19 protein-coding genes, 2 tRNA genes and 2 pseudogenes are annotated in these 19146 nt (G+C 34.1%); 12 read left to right on the top strand and 11 right to left on the bottom strand.

Annotated elements, in window-relative coordinates; all coding sequences use genetic code 11:
* Positions 1–664: 664 nt before the first annotated feature.
* The 11 genes and pseudogenes from PBT89_RS08990 to PBT89_RS08940 all read right to left on the bottom strand — a co-directional run.
* Positions 665–999, bottom strand: a pseudogene (locus PBT89_RS08990) (helix-turn-helix domain-containing protein); the annotation flags it as partial.
* 186 nt (positions 1000–1185) lie between these two features.
* Positions 1186–1332: pseudogene (locus PBT89_RS08985) on the bottom strand (transposase); the annotation flags it as partial.
* 134 nt (positions 1333–1466) lie between these two features.
* Positions 1467–2339: an HD domain-containing protein gene (locus PBT89_RS08980; RefSeq protein ID WP_270061600.1), complete on the bottom strand. Its 873-nt coding sequence runs from the start codon at positions 2337–2339 to the stop codon at positions 1467–1469.
* A gap of 71 nt (positions 2340–2410) precedes the next feature.
* Positions 2411–2980: an NAD(P)H-dependent oxidoreductase gene (locus PBT89_RS08975; RefSeq protein ID WP_270061599.1), complete on the bottom strand. Its 570-nt coding sequence runs from the start codon at positions 2978–2980 to the stop codon at positions 2411–2413.
* Positions 2981–3051: 71 nt separating this feature from the next.
* Positions 3052–3873 (bottom strand): helix-turn-helix domain-containing protein, encoded by an 822-nt coding sequence (locus PBT89_RS08970; RefSeq protein WP_270061598.1) that lies wholly within the window; start codon positions 3871–3873, stop codon positions 3052–3054.
* Positions 3874–3913: 40 nt separating this feature from the next.
* The gene (locus tag PBT89_RS08965) at positions 3914–4768 is read right to left on the bottom strand and encodes an alpha/beta fold hydrolase (protein WP_270061597.1); all 855 of its coding nucleotides are present in this window, start codon (positions 4766–4768) and stop codon (positions 3914–3916) included.
* Between the two features lie 205 nt (positions 4769–4973).
* Positions 4974–5531, bottom strand: a complete 558-nt coding sequence (locus tag PBT89_RS08960; RefSeq protein WP_270061596.1) for a TetR/AcrR family transcriptional regulator — start codon at positions 5529–5531, stop codon at positions 4974–4976.
* A gap of 701 nt (positions 5532–6232) precedes the next feature.
* Positions 6233–7432 carry a site-specific integrase gene (locus tag PBT89_RS08955; RefSeq protein ID WP_270061595.1) on the bottom strand — a complete coding sequence of 400 codons (1200 nt, stop codon included), beginning with the start codon at positions 7430–7432 and terminating at the stop codon, positions 6233–6235.
* Positions 7433–7680: 248 nt separating this feature from the next.
* Positions 7681–7755 (bottom strand) — tRNA-Pro (locus PBT89_RS08950).
* 35 nt (positions 7756–7790) lie between these two features.
* Positions 7791–7873 (bottom strand) — tRNA-Ser (locus PBT89_RS08945).
* 160 nt (positions 7874–8033) lie between these two features.
* On the bottom strand, positions 8034–9266 hold the full coding sequence (locus PBT89_RS08940) for an NAD(P)/FAD-dependent oxidoreductase (protein WP_270061594.1): 1233 nt from the start codon (positions 9264–9266) through the stop codon (positions 8034–8036).
* 207 nt (positions 9267–9473) lie between these two features.
* On the opposite strand from PBT89_RS08940, the gene PBT89_RS08935 reads away from it, so the two are divergent.
* From PBT89_RS08935 to PBT89_RS08880, 12 genes are read left to right on the top strand one after another with little or no spacing between them, the layout of a single operon-like run.
* The gene (locus PBT89_RS08935) at positions 9474–11006 is read left to right on the top strand and encodes an HAL/PAL/TAL family ammonia-lyase (protein WP_270061593.1); all 1533 of its coding nucleotides are present in this window, start codon (positions 9474–9476) and stop codon (positions 11004–11006) included.
* Positions 11007–11738 (top strand): 3-oxoacyl-ACP reductase FabG, encoded by a 732-nt coding sequence (gene fabG, locus PBT89_RS08930; RefSeq protein WP_270061592.1) that lies wholly within the window; start codon positions 11007–11009, stop codon positions 11736–11738.
* A gap of 3 nt (positions 11739–11741) precedes the next feature.
* Positions 11742–12620, top strand: coding sequence for a lysophospholipid acyltransferase family protein (locus PBT89_RS08925; protein WP_270061591.1), 879 nt, complete (start codon positions 11742–11744; stop codon positions 12618–12620).
* Positions 12621–12629: 9 nt separating this feature from the next.
* Positions 12630–13082, top strand: coding sequence for a hypothetical protein (locus tag PBT89_RS08920; RefSeq protein ID WP_270061590.1), 453 nt, complete (start codon positions 12630–12632; stop codon positions 13080–13082).
* Between the two features lie 18 nt (positions 13083–13100).
* Entirely contained in the window at positions 13101–13517 is a 417-nt protein-coding gene (locus PBT89_RS08915) for an acyl-CoA thioesterase (protein WP_270061589.1), read from the top strand.
* Positions 13517–14677: a beta-ketoacyl-[acyl-carrier-protein] synthase family protein gene (locus PBT89_RS08910; RefSeq protein ID WP_270061588.1), complete on the top strand. Its 1161-nt coding sequence runs from the start codon at positions 13517–13519 to the stop codon at positions 14675–14677. The genes PBT89_RS08915 and PBT89_RS08910 overlap by 1 nt, the downstream gene beginning before the upstream one ends.
* Positions 14664–15260, top strand: a complete 597-nt coding sequence (locus tag PBT89_RS08905) for a 3-oxoacyl-ACP synthase (protein ID WP_270061587.1) — start codon at positions 14664–14666, stop codon at positions 15258–15260. Before PBT89_RS08910 ends, PBT89_RS08905 begins: the two co-directional genes overlap by 14 nt.
* Positions 15253–15510 (top strand): phosphopantetheine-binding protein, encoded by a 258-nt coding sequence (locus tag PBT89_RS08900; RefSeq protein ID WP_270061323.1) that lies wholly within the window; start codon positions 15253–15255, stop codon positions 15508–15510. The genes PBT89_RS08905 and PBT89_RS08900 overlap by 8 nt, the downstream gene beginning before the upstream one ends.
* Before the next feature lie 3 nt (positions 15511–15513).
* Complete coding sequence (locus PBT89_RS08895; protein ID WP_270061586.1) at positions 15514–16695, top strand: beta-ketoacyl-[acyl-carrier-protein] synthase family protein; 1182 nt, start codon at positions 15514–15516, stop codon at positions 16693–16695.
* On the top strand, positions 16688–17752 hold the full coding sequence (locus PBT89_RS08890) for a beta-ketoacyl synthase chain length factor (protein WP_270061585.1): 1065 nt from the start codon (positions 16688–16690) through the stop codon (positions 17750–17752). The genes PBT89_RS08895 and PBT89_RS08890 overlap by 8 nt, the downstream gene beginning before the upstream one ends.
* A complete protein-coding gene (locus PBT89_RS08885; RefSeq protein ID WP_270061584.1) occupies positions 17749–18519 on the top strand; it encodes a polysaccharide deacetylase family protein in 771 nt (256 codons plus the stop codon). The genes PBT89_RS08890 and PBT89_RS08885 overlap by 4 nt, the downstream gene beginning before the upstream one ends.
* Positions 18506–19126 carry a LolA family protein gene (locus tag PBT89_RS08880; RefSeq protein WP_270061583.1) on the top strand — a complete coding sequence of 207 codons (621 nt, stop codon included), beginning with the start codon at positions 18506–18508 and terminating at the stop codon, positions 19124–19126. The genes PBT89_RS08885 and PBT89_RS08880 overlap by 14 nt, the downstream gene beginning before the upstream one ends.
* Positions 19127–19146: the final 20 nt, after the last annotated feature.

The following is a 19146-nucleotide window of genomic DNA, read 5'->3' as shown; positions in this document are numbered from 1 at the left end:
TGCCCTTTTAGTTCCATTGAAGCACTACTAAAGATCAAATGAAATAGGCTTTAGGATTATTTCATTTACTTCTTTTAGAGCCGTCACATTACCTTTTTGATATTAATTCTTCTACAGGATTTAGGATTAGGAAAAGGGCTATAAATAGGAAAGCGAAGCTGACCGGTTTATGCGCCCGCTAATGCTAAATCCTGTTCTTTTGAGATCAAAAAGGTAAGGCTGTATTACTCAAAGTAAGCTTATAACTACGAAATACAGATCGGTCAAGGTTATTGGAATGTTGCTAAAGCGAACGTGAGCCAAAAGCAAATATTCCGCTTCAATCCATTCAAATTTTTGTTTGCTTTTGGCTTATGTTCAAGACCATTTCGACGAACCGTTTTGACTGCAACATAGTGAAAGGAAATATGGTGAGGATTGTTCGATTTATACCTAAAATTTCATTTTTACTAATTTTTCACGAAAAAAATTACCTATTTATAGGGCTTCCCAGAGGTTTTACTGGAAATTTAGTAAAAAATATTTCGAGTTAAATATATAAAATATTGATAAACAATAAATTGAGTAACTATAACATCGCTCTGCGTGTTATCCTCTTGCTATTCATTTTTTCGATGCTATCTCTATAATGAATACCTTAAATTTGAAAGTAAAATTCTAAAAGTCAATTAAATGATTGTCTGAACTTAAGAGGTGATACGTTTGTTTTTTTGAAAAACTTACTAAAAGATTGTGGATGTTCAAATCCTAAATGATAGGCTATTTCACTTACTGAAAAATTAGTAGTTGATAATCTACTTTTGCTATTTCGATGAGTTTATTGTGAATGATTTGTTGAGTGTTTTGCCCTGTAAATGAGCGTAACATATCACATAAGTAGCGTGCTGAAACATTTAATTGAGTTTCTATATAAGTAACCGTTGGAAGTCCTTCATTTAATATTTGTTCTTTTTCAAAATAAGAGTATAATAAATGTTCTATTTTGGAAAGCAGATCATTGGTGCAGAACGCTTCAATCAACGTCATTCCAGGATTTATATGCCTTGACATAAAGTCCTTTTTTCAAACTCACGATTAATTCACAATTTGTATAGAACTGTTTGAAGTAGGTTGAAGCTTCGTAAGTCGTAAAATTAATTATTAATAAAATTCCAGCAAAATTTGGAAAAACTATTTCTGACCTAATTCTTTTTCTTTACGCCACCGGTAAAAAACTGAAGGTAAGATATCCAAATCCTCACAAATCTCAGCTATGTTGATTTTAACATAACTTAATTCTACTGTTTTCTGTTTAAACTCTAAAGTGTTCTATTTGGCTTTACATCTAATAATTGCTAAATTAAAAAAATAGAAATACTATTCATTCAACTCTCTGTACAGTTTTATGCAGTATTTTCAATTATAGGGATGTGGGCTTTCATTAACTTAAAGGCATGCTTTTATTGCAAGTCCAGCTGCTCGCTTTTTTAACTTATTTCAGATAACTTCAACACTCGATTATCAACAAGTATTTCAGGGTCAATCTTTCTTTTCTTTTGTGTAAGCTTTTCGTTGTCTATTTTCACTTTTTTGATTTCATCTATCTTTTTTCTTAAATTAACCCAACGGTTTATTTTGTTTATTAAATAAAAATCGTCTTGATAAAAATCATCCTCTTGAATGATTCCTTTTGTCAGGCAATCTTTTACAATCTCCTTCATTAGTATATTCACCTCTTTATTTTGTTTTCCTCCAAAATATTCAGATACTAAAAATTCATACTTGGATTGAAACCACTTTCCGTACTCTTGAGAAATCAAGACAATTCTATTATCAACTATTTTTAAACCACTTAGAAACCATATAATCTCTTTTATTGAAATTTTCCCAATTTGAAACAGGTCCCTTAGCGTATAATCTATTCTATCGGCTGATAAAAAAGGTAGAGGATACTCCAAAAGTTGATATTTTTCAATATCAACAAATTTACTGGGATCAAGTTGATATTTTTTGAGAACATCATTAAGTTCTTTGTCTCTTAAGACTTTTTCAAATCTTTTTTCGTGATAATCTTCTTCTTCGATATCTAAAACATAGTCAATTAAATGAGAGAATGCGGTATGTGATATATCGTGAATTAATCCGGCTATTTGCTCTTCAATACTTCCACCTAATTTTTTTATTAATATCATTACTCCGATTGAATGTTCAAATCTCGTATGGTTTATTTTCGGATTGACTAAAAAAATTGCTCCTCCTTGATGGATCCCTTTTAATCTCTGAAAAACACTTGTATTTATCAGATCTTCGATAACATCTGTGAATTCAAATTCTCCGTAAATTTTATCTATGTACTTCATTTTTTCTAGCTTTCAGGTCAACATTATTACAAATGTAAAATAGATAAATTGGTTTTCACCTTTGATTGATTTTAGAATATAGATGTGATTTGTTTTATCCATTGCTCAATGTTTTCGGAATTTGCTCTATCTGCTTTGTCGAAGAAAAAATGTTGTTTGACTTTTAAACCGCAATACGTATAAATACCTTTGTCTGATGTTAGCGATAGAGCCGTATCCATTCCCATATTTTGATACTCGGTATGTGATTTTCCTTGTGTATTAATGATTACAACTTGTTTATCGGCAAGCAATCCTTTTTGAATACCTTGATCATACCGATAAGCGAAGCCGTAACTGAAAACCCGGTCAATATAGCCTTTTAGTATCGCAGGTAAGCCTGTCCACCAAATCGGATGTATAAATGTAATACAATCTGCCCAAACGATGTAATCCTGCTCAGTTTTCACATCTTCATTAACCCGTCCTATTCGCTGTCCTTCCATATCTTCTAATGAAAGAACAGGATTAAAATTCAGTTGATATAAATCCCTAACTTTTACCTGATGCCCACTTTCGGTAAGGTTTTCTAAAACTACTTGTTTTAACCGACCATTTAAACTTTGGGGATTAGGATGAGCGTAAATAACTAAATGTTTCATTTTCTACTTTTTTAATTTGTTATAACAAAAGTAGAATGTTGCTTTTCCCTAAAATTGTAAGAAAACGAAAATCAATTTATAGGATTACAAATATCTTGTTGGAATTTCAGATATTTTGTGGGGCTAAGATTTAGGTAATGTTTAAAGTCGTTAATAAGTTGGCTTTGGTCGTAGTAACCACAATCATTTATGATCGTAAACCAATCCTCTTTTGTTGCCTTGGAAGCAATGTTTTCAATGTATTCAACGGCTTTTAAAAATCTTTCGTAACGGTTAATTTCTTTTACAGAATATCCGAAATGTATTTTTTGTTTGAGTTGAATAGTTCGTTCTGTTTGGTTATTGTGGCTAGCAATTGCTTTGATAGGATTTAGCGACTGTTCTTTAAACTTTATTAATTGTTCCGCTATTTTGTCCCGTTGTAGTAAATAGGGTTTGCAAAACTCAAGAATGTAATTTACCTGTTCTTCAACATTATCCATTCTATGGAGTTCATACCACAATGACGTAAAGCAATTTTCTCTCAAGAGCTTATCAGGATGTATTGGTGAATGTTTAGTAAGTGAAATATTACCAAAGAACCGATAAAATGCATCGTCTTTGAAATTGGCAACCAAAATTTTTGATTGCGGTGGTAACGAATATTCAAACGCTTTCCTGATTGTTCCTAACACAAGACATTTGTCAATTTCTATTTGTGTATTTTCTTTGGAATTGAGTAATGTTTTTGTTCCGAAACTGAAAATCAAAATGGTTTGGTAAGAAGGTAATAAAGTTTTTGTTATCGTTTCGCGGGATTGATTTTGGGCAAAATAGAAATGAGAAAATACGTTTTCATAGTCTGCCGGAACAGCTATTCTGAAATTGTGGTATGTTTCACTGTTTTGTGTCATTCGTTTTGTTCTTGATGATAAAGTATATGAGCATCGGTATTCAAAAATACTTCTTCATAAATAGTCTCATTTTTGCAATAATCTTTTCCCCATCTTCTTCTAAAGCAAAATGTCCTGTATCATAAATATTATAGTCTATAGTATTCACATCTTTTTTAAATGCCTGAGCACCCTGTTCTGGAAAATATTCGTCATTTTTCCCCCATACAATAAGCATTGGAGGTTGATGCTCTCGCAAATACTTTTGCCATAAGGGATATTGCTTGATGTTATCTTGGTAATCATACCATAAATCTAAATTAACTTTATGAGCATAGGGTCTAGACATTCTAAGGTAATCTAAGTGCCAAGTATCAGGATTTACAGTTTCTGGATTTCTTGTTCCATGGATATATTGCCATTTTAAACCATCCAATGTAAAGGCTGGCAACAATGCTTTTTCTGTTTTCTCATTTCTATCGGCCCAAAAATACCTAATAAGTTCCCATCCTTTTCCAAGTCCTTCCTCATAAGCATTTCCATTTTGATTGATAATAGCCGTAACTCTTTCAGGATGTTTAACAGCAATCCTAAATCCAATAGGAGCACCATAATCTTGGATCATAATAGCATAGGAATTTAATCCCTTCTTTTCCAAAAAGGAATCCATTGTTTTGGAAATATTCTCAAAGGTGTATTCATATTCATCTGGGGAGGGGAAATCACTGTTTCCATAACCAGGATAGTCAGGTGCAATCAAATAATAATCGTCTGATAAAGCATTTAGCACTTTTCGGTACTGGTGTGAGGAAGCTGGATATCCATGAAGTAAAACCAAAGTAGGATTTTCCGGGTTACCGGCTTCTCGGTATGCTATATTTATACCATCTATTTCAATTTTTTTAAATTTTGTCATTCCCATATCAGGTTTATTTTGAGATTTGAAATTTGTTTGAACTATTGAGCTTACGTTATTTGATTTTTTTTTGGGTTTTGATACCCGAATAAAAAAAGCGATGATCCTAAAATAGAATCTGATTGTTTTTTCACTTTATTTATTATAAACTAAAATTTGATATGTTACATTACCGAACATTCGGTAATGTAACATATCAAATTTTTTATCTATATCTATGTGCTATCTTTTTTAATGTGCTTTCAAAAATACTAGCATCCTGTAAACCTTTACTTAAAATAAGACTACCTTGTATATCAATCAGTGTTTGCATAGCCTTTTCTTCTGCTAAATGGCTTGATAATTTCATTGATAAACCAAAATTCTTAAATGCCTTTAACCACTCATTCATACCATTAGAAATACTTTGACGGAATAAATCCATTCCGTTTTGCATGGATAAAGCTCTAAATATGCAAGACTCCATCCCTCCATTATATAGCTTTCCTATTTGTAACAGGCCATTTTTTAATCTATCCTCAGCAGAATCTCCTTCCTTATTAAGAACGTTGAATATATTATCCGCTACCCATTTGTCCATATGATTAAGTACAGATTCCGCCATTTCTTTTTTACCATTGGGAAATCTATGATAAAGACTTGCTTTTTTTAAGCCCGTTATATCAGATAGGTCTTTTAGACTTGTGCCTTCATACCCTTGTGCCCTAAAAATTTTGGCTATAGAAATTATCAACTCTTCGTCGTTTATTTTTTGTGGTCTCATAAAGCAAAGATATGAAACCCTATTCAATTACCGAACGATTGGTAATTTATTTTAAGTTACTCCAATCTATCGCTGAAATCTCATGTCGAGCAGGAAAAGTAAGTTTCACATTTCCCACTCAGAACCGTATGTGATAGTCTCCTTCATGGCTTCTAACCTGACATTATTAAAATAGATCTCCCTTTTTTAAAGTTTGGCAGTATGTACATCAAATTAGCTCATTCCACTGTTCCATTCTCTTTACAGTAGCTTCATCAATACTATGGGTTAGGCTGTCCCTATTTCCAAGAATCGCTATTCTGACTCTATTTGGCGCTATTGTGCATTTCACCTTGCATCTTGGCATAGGTTCCCGAGTTCAGTAAATAAGCCTTAATACTGGTCATGCCTCCAAAATGATGCAAGCTTCCCCTAATTAGAACTGCCTGATTGTCTAAAATTTTATTTTTACAAGCAATCCAATACGAAGAAAAGTTTAAAGAGTATGGAAAGTCAAAAATTATATGTGCGATTAGACAGTCTAAAGCATCAAAAAAATTGAAGGTATTTTAACCGAAAACAATGGCACGCAATATATCTGTTAACTTACATACTAATAGTAGTAACTCTTTTTCAAACTGTGAGTTTTGTCTCTTTTCTAATCTTTTTTTATAGGTTTATTTGTTCTTCCTTATATTTTATAATGAACTAAGTTAATTGTTTTACAATTTTCCTCTCAACTTATCCATATCATTTGAAATTTTAGAATCAATTACTCGTGCATAAATTTGCGTAGTAGATAGCTTAGTATGTCCTAACAGCTTGGAAACTGTTTCTATAGGTACACCATTAGCTAAGGTTACCGTCGTGGCAAAAGTATGTCTTGCTGCATGAAAACTAAGTGCTTTATTGATCTTGACCGCTTTGGTAATCTCTCTTAAGTATTGATTTGTTTTTTGGTTGGAATACACCGGAAGCAAGATATCACTGTTACTTACCCGCGGATGGTCTTTATATTTTTCTAGGATGCGTTCAGCTTCTTCTAGTAGTGGGATTCTAAGCAACGTGTTTGTTTTCATTCGCCTTGTATAAATCCATTTTTTACCATCAATACCGATTTGAATATGCTTTTTCTTTAGTTCCAATACATCACCATAAGGCAATCCGGTATAACAGCAAAACACAAAAATATCACGGTTAATGCTAAGGGTAGAACGTTTAAACTTCTTATCCTTGATCTTTTCTAATTCTCCCTTCGATAAATAAACCATATCAACATGATGAAAACGAAGCTTAAAACGTTTAGTAGGGTTCTTTTCAATCCAATCCAGATCTTCAGCAAGGCGCATAAGCTTTTTAAAGCGTTCCATATGTTTCATGACGCCATTATTACTTAAAGATGGTAAATCACGCAAAAATCGCTCAAAACCAAGCGTAAATTGGTAGTCGATCTGTTTTAGATAAATGTCCGAAATGTTACATTTTCCTTTGAGGTAATTCTTTAGATAGGTTTCTGTAGTCGTATAATTTTTTAATGTTCCATATTTCAAAACACCTTTCATTTTAGTGGAGTGGTAGTCCAATAATTGGGTTAAGGTGTAGTGTTTTTTATCAATGCCCAGATATCTTGACTTTACTGCACTGGCGGTAATCACCTGATCTTCCTTTTGCAGGCTGTCATAGGCTTTATATAAAAATGCCTTGGTATCGTCTATCTTTTTATTGAGTTGTTGGCTTTCCATACTGCTGCCATTTAGCTTGCAAGCTGACTGGTTCCAACGGCTTACTTCCAAGCTACGTTTTAGGCTCATTTCAATATAAATGCCGTTAACTGATATTCGGGCATAAAGGAGGGCTTCTTCCGGCTTGTTTTTTTTCTTGCGGATAAAAAAAGAAATCATAAATGTTTGAGTGGTACGCATCGTTTTGTTTTTAAATGAAACAATAATTAAGGGTTGAAAGCCAAAACGATCAATATGTACTAAGGGGCATGGGGCTAATCAAGATACAAAAAATAAGCTCACGATTAACTCACGAAAAAGACCAAAACTCACGAATAACTCACATTATAGCTGGTACAGTTTGGTAGAATTTAACGCATTAAAAAAGGGTAACTATATGAAAACCATATAATTACCCTTTTTTAACCAAAATTTGGTAGTTCAAAAAGTCGGGGTGGCAGGATTCGAACCTGCGGCCTCCTGCTCCCAAAGCAGGCGCGATAACCGGGCTACGCTACACCCCGAGTAATTTATGAATCGCGACTTGGACGCGATAGTGCGGAGAGACTGGGATTCGAACCCAGGCATCCAAAAAGGATGACAGCTTAGCAGGCTGCTGCATTACCACTCTGCCACCTCTCCGTTTTTTAAGAACTTTGCAAGTATTTTTGCGGTTGCAAATCTAAGCCATACTTACGAACCCTGCAAGAGTTTCAAAGGATTTTTGCTTTTAATTTTAGGAAATAAGTCGTGTTTTAAACTTAAGTTTCTTCATTTCAGTTATTTAAAATTTATAAAAAAATCAAATATTTTCAAGTTTTAGATAATTAGCGACGGTGGCTAATATTCTCTGATGTTTTTTTACAAAAGGATTTTCTAAATTCCATACGTAGCCTGCTAAAACTGCGCATATTTTTTCTTTGAAGTCTGGATTAGGATTATCATGAAATATGATGTCCTGTAAATCACCATTGTACCAGGCTTTAACATAACTGGAAAATACATCGATCCCTTGTTTCATGTAGTCTTCGTACTCTGTTTGCCAGTCTACTTTTTCGCCGTTTAATTCTTTTAGAGCAAGCTTAGCCGCTTTTAAACCAGATTCGGTTGCGAAGCTTACTCCAGATGAAAAAACAGGATCCAAAAATTCTGCACTATTACCGGTTAATGCAAATTTATCACCATAAAGGCTAGTGACACTTTTTGCTATATGTTTGATTTGCTTGGGAGCAAATTCTACTTTATAATTATTAAATCTGCCTTTGTAATGATTTAATTTAGAAAGCATTTCAGCAAACGCAATCTCAGGATCATTATCAAATTTTTTAAACCAATTAGTAGGAGCCACAAAACCTAAACTTGTTTTTCCATTAGAAAAAGGAATGTACCAAAACCAAACTTCGGTTTCTAAAATTTCAAAAGTAATTAATTCACCTTCTTTCCCTTCTGGTCGTTTAGTTTCTTCAATGTGGGTGAAAACCGAAGAATGAGATTCTAATTTTGATGGTTTTTCCAAGTTTAACAAACCTGCTAGGACACGCCCAAAGCCACTACTATCAATAACAAACTTCGCTTCAATTTGTGTTTTATATCCGTTTTTATCCTGAATCGTAATAATAGGATTTTCATTACTGAAATCGGCTGCTATCACTTCAGTTTCAAAAGCGATATCAACACCTCTGGATAGTACTTCAGTAGCTAAAATGTTGTCGAAATCGGCTCTTGGTACTTGCCAGGTCCAATCCCAACCTTTACCGAATTTCTGGCTAAAATCAAATTCTCCAATTTTCTCGTCTTTTATAAAACGCGCCCCGAATTTTTTCTGAAAACCAGCATTTTTCAGAACCTCTAACAAACCGGCTTCTTCAAAATTATCCATGCATCTGGGAATAAGACTTTCGCCAATGCTGAAACGAGGAAATAACTGCTTTTCTACAACTTTTATTTTGACACCGTATTGCTGAAGATACCCAGCAGAAACCATTCCTGATGGCCCCGCGCCAATAATTAAGATATCGATGAATTCTTTAGTCATTCGTCTAATTTAGATTTTATCACTGCGGAAATATTTCTGAAGTAAAAGTAAAAAATATAATGATTCTTCTGGATCGTGCAATTTTGCTTCCCGATGCTTTCCGTCAAAATGTTTTAGCGTAGGGATTTAACAGAATTTCTTAAAATTTGTACTAAATATACTACATTTGCGCTCGTACCAAAACACGCCCATTTTCAGTAATAAATTATGCTTAGCATCAAAGCACCATTAAAATTAAGCGATTTTCAACTTATTTTATTTGAAAATCAACAACTTGAAATTTCAGAAGAAGTTTTCGAGAAAGCAACAAGTTCATTTTCTTTCCTACAGGATTTCGCAAAGGATAAAGTCATTTATGGTGTAAATACGGGTTTTGGACCAATGGCGCAATACAAAATAAAGGATGAGGATCGTTTGCAGTTGCAATACAATCTTATTAGAAGTCATGCTTCTGGAACAGGAAAAGCTATGGGTCCTTTGTATGTAAAAGCTTCTATGATCGCGCGTTTAAATTCGCTTTCCTTAGGATATTCTGGTGTAAACAGGTCGGTTTTGGAGACCATGCAGCAATTGATCAATAAAGACATAACGCCACTTATTTTTGAACATGGTGGAGTAGGAGCATCGGGAGATTTAGTACAATTGGCGCATTTGGCTTTAGTGTTAATTGGTGAAGGAGAAGTGTTTTATAGAGGAGAACGAAAAGCTACAAAATCGGTTTTTCAGAATTTAAAGATCAACCCCATTGAAGTTAAATTACGTGAAGGTTTAGCCTTGATTAATGGAACTTCGGTAATGACAGGAATTGGGATTGTGAACTTAATTTATGCAAAACGTTTATTAGAATGGTCGATTTGTTGCTCTTCTATGATTAATGAGATAGTTTGTGCGTATTCCGATCATTATTCTTCAGAATTAAATAGCTCTAAACTTCATAAAAGTCAGCATAAGGTGGCTGAAATGATGCAGGAGCATTTAAAAGATAGTAAGCGAATTAAAAATCGTCAAGATCACTTATATCGAGAAACGTCAACTTCAGAAGAAGTTTTTTCAGAAAAAGTTCAGGAATATTATAGTTTGCGTTGCATTCCGCAGATTTTAGGTCCGGTATTAGCTACTATAAATTCCGCAGAAAATATTTTGATGGACGAAGTAAATTCTGCTAATGATAATCCTATTGTAAGCGTAGAAAAACAGATGGTCTATCACGGTGGTAATTTCCATGGAGATTTTATTTCTTTGGAAATGGATAAACTAAAGCTGGTAATTACCCGTTTATCGATGTTAAGCGAGCGCCAATTAAATTATTTATTAAATAGCAAATTAAATGAAATTCTTCCACCATTTGTGAATTTGGGAAAATTAGGACTTAATTTTGGTTTGCAGGGAGCACAATTTTCAGCAGTTTCAACCACGGCAGAAAATCAAACACTATCCAATAGTATGTATGTGCACAGTATTCCCAATAATAACGATAACCAGGATATTGTAAGTATGGGAACCAACGCGGCCAACATAACCAAAACGGTGATCGATAATGCATACCAGGTGCTAGCCGTACAAATGATGGCGATTATTCAGGGAATGAAGCATATCGATAATTTGGATAGCTTTAGTACCAAGTCTAAGGAGATTTTCGAAAAATTTAATGATAAATTCCATTTGGAAAAAGAAGACTTTCCATTATATAACTCTATTGAAGATATAACGAAATCTTTGAAAGAAAACGATGCATATTAAATGAAATACGCTTTAGTAACAGGAGGTTCGCGCGGGATAGGAAAAGCAATAGCCATGAAACTGGCAGCAGATTTGGGATATCATATTTTACTGAATTATCATTCGAATACCGATGCTGCTGAAGAAACCGCTAAACTTATTAAAGATTTTGGCTTAAACTGTGAGCTTTTAAAGTTTGATGTAGCCAATCCTGATGCAACCAAAAAAGCCATTGAAAACTGGCAAAACACCAATCCAGATGCCGTTGTAGAGGTAGTGGTGAATAACGCAGGAATTACCAAAGACGGTCTGTTTATGTGGATGGGAGAAGAAGATTGGAATTCGGTAATTAATACATCGCTTAATGGGTTCTATAATGTAACCCAACAGTTCGTAAAAGGCATGCTTCAAAAACGGTATGGTAGAATTATCAATATCGTTTCTTTATCTGGTGTAAAAGGCAATCCCGGGCAGGTAAATTATTCAGCAGCTAAGGGAGCAGTAATTTCTGCAACAAAAGCATTAGCGCAAGAAATCGGAAGACGAAAAGTAACGGTAAATGCGGTAGCTCCTGGATTTATTGAATCTGATATGACGGCAGATTTTGATGAAAAAACGCTAAAAAAAATGATTCCGATGCAGCGTTTCGGCCATGCTGAAGAGGTTGCCGATTTAGTTAGTTTTTTAGCTTCTAAAAAGGCGTCGTATATCACGGGAGAAGTTATAAACATCAATGGCGGTTTATATTCTTAACTTATGGCCGGCTGGAGTGGAAAATCGAGAGGTACACTTTTTACTATTCGAATTTATGTTTTTATAATTCGGAAGATTGGTTTATACCCGGCATATTTTTTACTTGCGTTTATTACTTTTTATTTTTTACTTTTTGCTCCTAAATCTTTTAAAAGTATCTATTATTACTTCCGAAGAAGACACGGTTATAATTCCTTAAAATCTATATGGAATATTTATAAAACCTATTTTGAATATGGCAAAGTTCAATTAGATCGCGTGTTGATTACCGGCGGAGCGAAAGACCGTTATAAATTTAAGTTTGACGGGATAAAGCATATTCAAAACCTTCAGGAACAAAATAGGGGCGGAATTCTTTTAACTGCGCATATTGGTAATTTTAACCTAGCGAAACATTTCTTTGATCAAAAGCACAGCCAAACCAAAATTAATCTTGTAATTAGTGATTTTGAGCATGAAAATATCAAAAATTACATGGAATCGGTTACCGGAAAATCAGAAGTAAAACTGATTGTGCTACAAAAAGATTTGTCTCATATCTTTAAAATGAATGAAGCGCTAAAAAATAATGAACTGCTAGTTTTTGCTGCCGATCGTTACATGGAAGAGGTAAAAACCTGGAAAGCTGATTTTCTGGGGGCAATGGCTCAATTTCCGCAGGGACCTTTTAAATTGGCAGTTCGCAATAATATTCCTGTACTGTTTGTACATATTATGCGAGAGCAGAGTTATGAGTATCATTTCTATGCGAGACCTTATATTCCGAAAAAAAATACACCAAAAGAACTTTTAAAAGCGTATCTTGAAAATCTAGAAAAAATGGTCAAAAAATATCCACACCAGTGGTATAATTTTTATGACTATTGGAAAGATTTCAGCTAAACAATATTTATGGCAGAAAATTTACTTCAGGCTCCAATTTTAGATCCACAGGAGATTATAAAACTTATTCCGCAAAAACCGCCTTTTGTAATGGTGGACAGCTTACATGATTATACAGATCTTACAGGGATAACCGGTTTTTTAGTACCAAAAGATAATATTTTGGTAGATGACGACTGCATTTTTTCTGAACCGGGACTAATCGAACATATGGCACAAAGTATGTCTTTGCATCGTGGTTATCAAGGGTATATTGGCGGACTAAAAAAACCGAAAACAGGTTTTATTGGTGCGATAAAATCGGTGGAGATTTTTCGACTTCCAAAAGTTGGGGAGAAGCTTACTACCTATGTTGAAATTTTGCATGAAGTAATGAATGTAACTTTGGTTACCGCTAAAACTTTAGATGAAAACGACCAGGTTATTGCTACTTCAGAAATGAAAACCGTGACCGTAGATTAATTCTTAAATTTTTTTAAGATGAATAAAGAGTTATCCAAACAGTTACAATTACAGGTGCGTTTTAGCGAATGCGATTCTTTGCAAATTGTATGGCATGGTAATTATTTAAAATATTTTGAAGAAGGTAGAGAAGATTTTGGCCGAAAACACGGTATTTCTTATTTAGATTCAAAGGCAAATGGATTTGCCACGCCAATAGTAAAATCATCTTGTGAGCATAAATCACCATTAAATTATGGTGATGAGTTTACAGTGGAAACCACTTTTGTAAATACCGATGCAGCAAAGATAATTTATAACTATCGCATTTTTAAAGCGGAAGAATTAATTTGTACCGGCGAGACTATTCAGGTTTTTATCGATAAAAATGGGGAATTAGTGCTGAATAATCCTTCCTTTTTTCTAGATTGGAAAAAGAAAATGAAGTTGATTTAATGACGAATTTATACTTACACGATGATTGCATAATTTCTCCACTTGGTTTTACCACTTCAGAAAATTTAGAGAAGCTGAGAAATGGTACTAGTGGTCTAAAGCAATGCGCCAATAATATATATTTAGATTCACCAATTTGTGCTGGAATTATTGATGCTGACAATTTATCTAAGGTGTTTTCTAAAATTGGCAATCCAGAAGATTTTACCAAGCTGGAGCAAATGATGCTACTCGCTATTCAGGATATATTAAACAAAAATCCGGATTTTGATAGAAACCAAAGCGGACTCGTAATCTCGACCACCAAAGGAAATGTTCATCTTTTGGAAGATTTACTAGGTTTTGAAGAAGAGCGCATATTATTATCAAAATTGGGTGAAATCATCAAAGATTTCTTTGGTTTTAAACAGAAACCAATAGTGGTTTCCAATGCTTGTATTTCTGGAGGCTTAGCATTGTCTGTAGCCAAAAAAATGATTAATGCTGGTCAATTTTCAGAAGCGATTGTGGTAGGTGGCGATATGTTATCTAAATTTATAGTTTCTGGTTTTAATTCTTTTCAGGCGCTAAGTGATACAGCTTGTAAGCCTTTTTCTAAAGATCGTAATGGTATAAATCTAGGCGAAGCTGCTGCTGCGGTTTTGGTAAGTGATAGCAAAAAAGCACATTCAAATTGTATAAATTTGGTAGGAGATGCTTCAGCGAATGATGCTAACCATATTTCAGGACCATCAAGAACCGGTGAAGGTTTGCATAAAAGCATTCAAAATTCGCTAAAAGAAGCCAGGATTTCTTCCGAAGTTATAAACGCGATTTCTACTCATGGTACCGCAACAGTTTATAATGACGAGATGGAGGCTATTGCGGTTTCAAGAAATAATTTAACCGAAATTCCTTTAAATAGTATCAAAGGCTATTATGGGCATACGTTAGGAGCTTCTGCTTTGATAGAATCTATTGTTTGTAAACATATGATGCTGAATAATGAGATCTATCCAAGTTTGAATTTTACTCAGTTAGGCGTTTCAGAAAAAATCAATGTGATAACAGAATATCTAAAATCGGTAAACCTGGAATATATGCTAAAAACAGCATCGGGTTTTGGGGGATGTAATTTAGCGATGATTTTTAAAAAAGAAGTAGGGAATGGCGAATCTTAAATTAGAACATTGGGTTCGCATTAAAAATGGAAAGATAATTTGCGACGATGAAATTGTTTTTTCCTCGGAAGAAGGAACTGGTAAATTTATCAAAGCTGCTTTTAAATTCCTGGAAATCAAATATCCGAAATTCCATAAAATGGATCGACTTTCTAAACTTGGATTTATAGCTTCAGCAATATTAGCCAATAAAACCAAGTTTGATGAAGATACTGCCTTAATCTTTAGCAATCACAGTTCTAGTTTAGAGAGTGATAAAAAATATCAAAAATCAATCAAAGAGTTTCCTTCGCCTGCACTTTTTGTGTATACGCTACCAAATATCGTTTTGGGAGAAATTAGCATCTATTTTAATCTGAAGAGTGAAAATGCGTTTTTTATTGAAGATCAGTTCAATGCAAATTTATTATTGAAATATTCTGAGCAATTAATTGAAACTGAAAAAGCAGAAAAAGTGGTTTGTGGTTGGTTAAACTTGCAAAACGATGAATATGATGTATTTTTGTGGCTAAATTCGAATGCTCCGAAAGCGGAAATTTTAGAACCACAAATAAGGAAAATATACGATGCCGATTATGACTGATTTGCATACCGAGTTAAAAGCCAGTATAATAGAACAGCTGAACCTGGAAGATATGGAGGTTAGCGATATAGAAAATGACGAGCCTTTATTTGGTGATGGTCTCGGTTTAGATTCCATCGATGCGTTAGAATTAATCGTTTTATTAGAAAAAGACTACGGAATTAAGCTTACCGATCCTCAAAAAAGTAGGGAAATTTTTGAAAGTATCAATAAAATGGCCGATTTTATTGAAGCGAATCGTACAAAATAATTTATGACCAAGAGCGTAGCGGTTACAGGAATGGGGATCCTTTCTTCTATAGGAAGAAATGTAGAAGAAAACCATAGCGCGCTCGTTCAGGGAAAACACGGACTATCAAATCCTGAGATTTTAGACACAAATCATCGAAATTTGCCAATTGGCGAGATCAAATCTTCAAATAATGATCTTGCTGAAATGCTGAATTTGGATAAAAATCATGTATTTACCAGAGCAGCTCTTTTGGGAACGCTAGCTTTAAAGGAAGCTGTGAAAGCTTCTGGAATAAATGATTTTACCAATATTGGATTTGTAAATGGTACAAGCGTTGGTGGGATGGATATGACCGAACGTTTTTATCGAGATTATGAGAAAGATGGTACCAATCTCCGTTTTATCCAGGCACAGCATCCAGGGTTTACCACCGAGCAAATTGCAAATTACTTTGGGATTGATGCTTACGTTACAACAATAAGTACCGCATGTTCGTCTGCAGCAAATGCCATTATGATGGGCGCGAGACTTATAAGATCCGGTCGTTTAGATAAAGTAATTGTGGGCGGTACCGATTGCCTTTCCCGCTTTACGTTAAATGGTTTTAATTCTTTAAAAATTTATTCTGAAGATTTCCCGAAACCTTTTGATAAAGATCGACAAGGGCTGAATTTGGGAGAAGCTGCTGCTTATTTAGTCTTAGAATCTGCAGCTTCAGTACAGAATAAAGAAATTTTGGGCTATGTTTCTGGTTATGGAAATGCTAATGATGCCTTTCATCAAACAGCATCTTCAGAGAACGGTGAAGGTGCCTATCTGGCCATGCAAAAGGCGTTGAAAACGGCCAATCTTAATCCACATCACATAGAATATATTAATGCACATGGTACGGCGACGCTAAACAACGACCTTTCTGAAAGTAGGGCGTTGATAAGAACTTTTAAAGAAATGCCGGCTTTTAGTAGTACCAAATCTTTTACGGGGCATACGCTCGCTGCTGCCGGAGCAATCGAAGCAGTCTTTAGTTTGCTGGCCATAAAAAACCAAGAAATTTATCCTAATCTTAATTTTGAATCACAGATAGAGGATAGCAAACTAGAACCGGTAACTCAGCTTAAAACGGCAAATATTGAGCATGTTTTATCTAATTCTTTTGGTTTCGGAGGAAATTGTACTTCTTTAATCTTCAGTAAAAATGGATAGAAAGATTTACATAAACGGTGCTGCGAGTATATCTGCACAAACTGAAGAAGAAATTTTTTCAGAAAATGCTATGGTTTTTCATGAAAACATCTTTCCTGCCAGAGAGGTAAATTATAAAGAGCACATCAAACCAATGATGCTTCGGCGGATGTCCAAGGCCATTAAAATGGGATTGCTTACGGCAAAACAAACACTAACCGAGGCTGGGGTAGACATTCCAAACAGTATAATTGTAGGAACCGGTGAGGGCTGTAAACAGGATACTGAAAAATTTTTGGAGAATATCTTAAATGAAAATGAGCAATTTTTAACGCCTACTGCTTTTATCCAAAGCACACATAATACTGTTGGCGGGCAAATTGCTCTAGATTTAAAGTGTAGCGGTTATAACATGACATACACTCAAAATAGTGCTTCATTCGAATCGGCATTAATTGATGCTAAGCTTCAATTTACAGAAGATATGGAAACGCGATGCGTTTTGGTTGGGGGAGTAGATGAACTTGCAAAAACCAGTACGCCATTTTATAACTTAGATGGACAGCTAAAACGAGGAAAAATAAATTCTTCGGAAGTATTAGAATCTCAATCGGGTGGCACGATAACTTCAGAAGGTGCTGCCTTCTTTTTGCTTTCAGAAATACGTACACAGAATTCTTATGCTGAAATTGTTGATTGTGCCATTTATCGAGTAATTTCAGAAGATAAACTTACCGAAGAAATTAGCTGGTTTTTAAAGAAAAATGATCTTGATATTGAAGATCTTGATGCTGTAATTCTTGGTAATAATGGCGATTCAAGATATGATAATTATTATGATCAACTTCAAGAAAGAATTTTTAAAAATACGCTTCAGTTAGGTTATAAGCATTTGGTAGGCGATTATAATACGGTGACAGCATACGCGTGCTGGCTGGGTGCCCAAATTTTGAAAAGAAATATAATTCCGCAGCAATTAAAATTGAATGATATTTCAGTAAAAAAGCCAAAATCAATTTTAATTTATAATCAGTATCTTGGCAAAAATCATAGTTTAACTTTGCTTCGAAGTCTTTGAAATTCCGTATTCTAAATTTCTTTATCTGGATTTTTTTAATTGCCGTGGCGATGTATTGTGGTGTTAACGGACTTGCGCTTTGGCCTATTGCAGCTGCCGCAATTATGTATCCTGTTTTCTTAATCACCATTTCTACAAATATTAGGTGGAATGTATTCGCTAAAGGATTTCATCATCAAAAAGATCATCCTAAGAAAGAGGTGTGTTTAAGCTTTGATGATGGTCCTACTAATGTTACACCAAAAATTTTAGATCTATTAGATAGATACGATGCTAAAGCTTGCTTTTTTTGTATTGGTGAGCAAATGGAAAAATATCCAGAAATTGCGCAGGATATTATCGAAAGAGGACACATTATAGGAAATCATACCTATTCTCATACTCGAAAAATGGGATTTCTTTCCTCTAAAAGTTTAGCGAGAGAGATTGATGCGTGCAACATAATAGCAAATGATATTACAGGTTTAAATCTTAATTTATTTAGACCACCTTTTGGGATTATTAATCCTAAAACTAAAAGTGCCTTAGATAAAACCGGGCATCTGGTTATTGGTTGGAATCTTAGAACATACGATGCTATTTTAAACGATAAGTCTAAAATTGTGAACCGTATAAAGCGAAAACTGAAACCCGGTGATGTGATTCTATTACATGATAATAAAGATCAAACACCAATAATATTGGAACAATTGTTGTTGCATCTAAAATCAAACGGATATCGGGCAATTAGGCCAGATCAATTATTTAAAATCAATGCGTATAATTAGTATAATACTGTTTTTTTGCAGTTTGGGAATGTTTGCACAACGTAGTAACTTTACTAGTGTAAATTTGAAATCATCTTCTCAGCTTACCGAAAAAATGGAATCGGCTAAAAGTCTTTATGGAGAATTCGAGCAAACCAAAGTGATGAAAATGATGGATGCTGAATCTTCTTCGTTCGGTAAAATTTATTACAAATCTCCAGACATTATAAAGTGGGAATACACAAAACCTTTTCTTTACTCATTACTTTTTAAAGATCATTTTTTATATATTAATGATGATGGGCATAAGAGTAAACAAGATATGAGTAGCAACAAAATGTTTGCAAAACTTGGCGATCTTATTACCGGAAGTCTTAATGGTAAGCTTTTAAAGGACGACGAACATTTTGATGTAGAATACCAAAAGAAAAATACTAATGTAGAAGCCATTATTACTCCAAAAGACAAAAATATGGTCGATATGTTTGAAAAAGTAATTATGAGCTTTGGTAATGATAAAATGCTTCAATCGGTGAAATTACTTGAGGAAACGGGGGATTATACTTTAATTAGTTTTAAAAATTGGGAAATGAATAAGCCTATAAAACCTTCTGTTTTTCAACCATAACATAATTTTTTAGCACATTT

This window comes from Zunongwangia sp. HRR-M8, from assembly GCF_027594405.1.
In the GTDB taxonomy this organism is placed as follows: domain Bacteria; phylum Bacteroidota; class Bacteroidia; order Flavobacteriales; family Flavobacteriaceae; genus Zunongwangia.
The sequence above is the reverse complement of the archived record's forward strand: the minus strand, read 5'-3'. Positions and strand labels throughout refer to the sequence as shown.

Bases quoted from the DNA above. Each gene is read 5' to 3' on its own strand.
- PBT89_RS08925 (WP_270061591.1), top strand. From the start codon at position 11,742: ATGGCCGGCTGGAGTGGAAAATCGAGAGGTACACTTTTTACTATTCGA.
- PBT89_RS08935 (WP_270061593.1), top strand. From the start codon at position 9,474: ATGCTTAGCATCAAAGCACCATTAAAATTAAGCGATTTTCAACTTATT.
- PBT89_RS08915 (WP_270061589.1), top strand. From the start codon at position 13,101: ATGAATAAAGAGTTATCCAAACAGTTACAATTACAGGTGCGTTTTAGC.
- PBT89_RS08920 (WP_270061590.1), top strand. From the start codon at position 12,630: ATGGCAGAAAATTTACTTCAGGCTCCAATTTTAGATCCACAGGAGATT.
- PBT89_RS08965 (WP_270061597.1), bottom strand. From the start codon at position 4,768: ATGACAAAATTTAAAAAAATTGAAATAGATGGTATAAATATAGCATAC.
- PBT89_RS08905 (WP_270061587.1), top strand. From the start codon at position 14,664: ATGGCGAATCTTAAATTAGAACATTGGGTTCGCATTAAAAATGGAAAG.
- PBT89_RS08955 (WP_270061595.1), bottom strand. From the start codon at position 7,432: ATGCGTACCACTCAAACATTTATGATTTCTTTTTTTATCCGCAAGAAA.
- PBT89_RS08960 (WP_270061596.1), bottom strand. From the start codon at position 5,531: ATGAGACCACAAAAAATAAACGACGAAGAGTTGATAATTTCTATAGCC.
- PBT89_RS08890 (WP_270061585.1), top strand. From the start codon at position 16,688: ATGGATAGAAAGATTTACATAAACGGTGCTGCGAGTATATCTGCACAA.
- PBT89_RS08970 (WP_270061598.1), bottom strand. From the start codon at position 3,873: ATGACACAAAACAGTGAAACATACCACAATTTCAGAATAGCTGTTCCG.
- PBT89_RS08980 (WP_270061600.1), bottom strand. From the start codon at position 2,339: ATGAAGTACATAGATAAAATTTACGGAGAATTTGAATTCACAGATGTT.
- PBT89_RS08940 (WP_270061594.1), bottom strand. From the start codon at position 9,266: ATGACTAAAGAATTCATCGATATCTTAATTATTGGCGCGGGGCCATCA.
- fabG (WP_270061592.1), top strand. From the start codon at position 11,007: ATGAAATACGCTTTAGTAACAGGAGGTTCGCGCGGGATAGGAAAAGCA.
- PBT89_RS08895 (WP_270061586.1), top strand. From the start codon at position 15,514: ATGACCAAGAGCGTAGCGGTTACAGGAATGGGGATCCTTTCTTCTATA.
- PBT89_RS08910 (WP_270061588.1), top strand. From the start codon at position 13,517: ATGACGAATTTATACTTACACGATGATTGCATAATTTCTCCACTTGGT.
- PBT89_RS08880 (WP_270061583.1), top strand. From the start codon at position 18,506: ATGCGTATAATTAGTATAATACTGTTTTTTTGCAGTTTGGGAATGTTT.
- PBT89_RS08900 (WP_270061323.1), top strand. From the start codon at position 15,253: ATGACTGATTTGCATACCGAGTTAAAAGCCAGTATAATAGAACAGCTG.
- PBT89_RS08975 (WP_270061599.1), bottom strand. From the start codon at position 2,980: ATGAAACATTTAGTTATTTACGCTCATCCTAATCCCCAAAGTTTAAAT.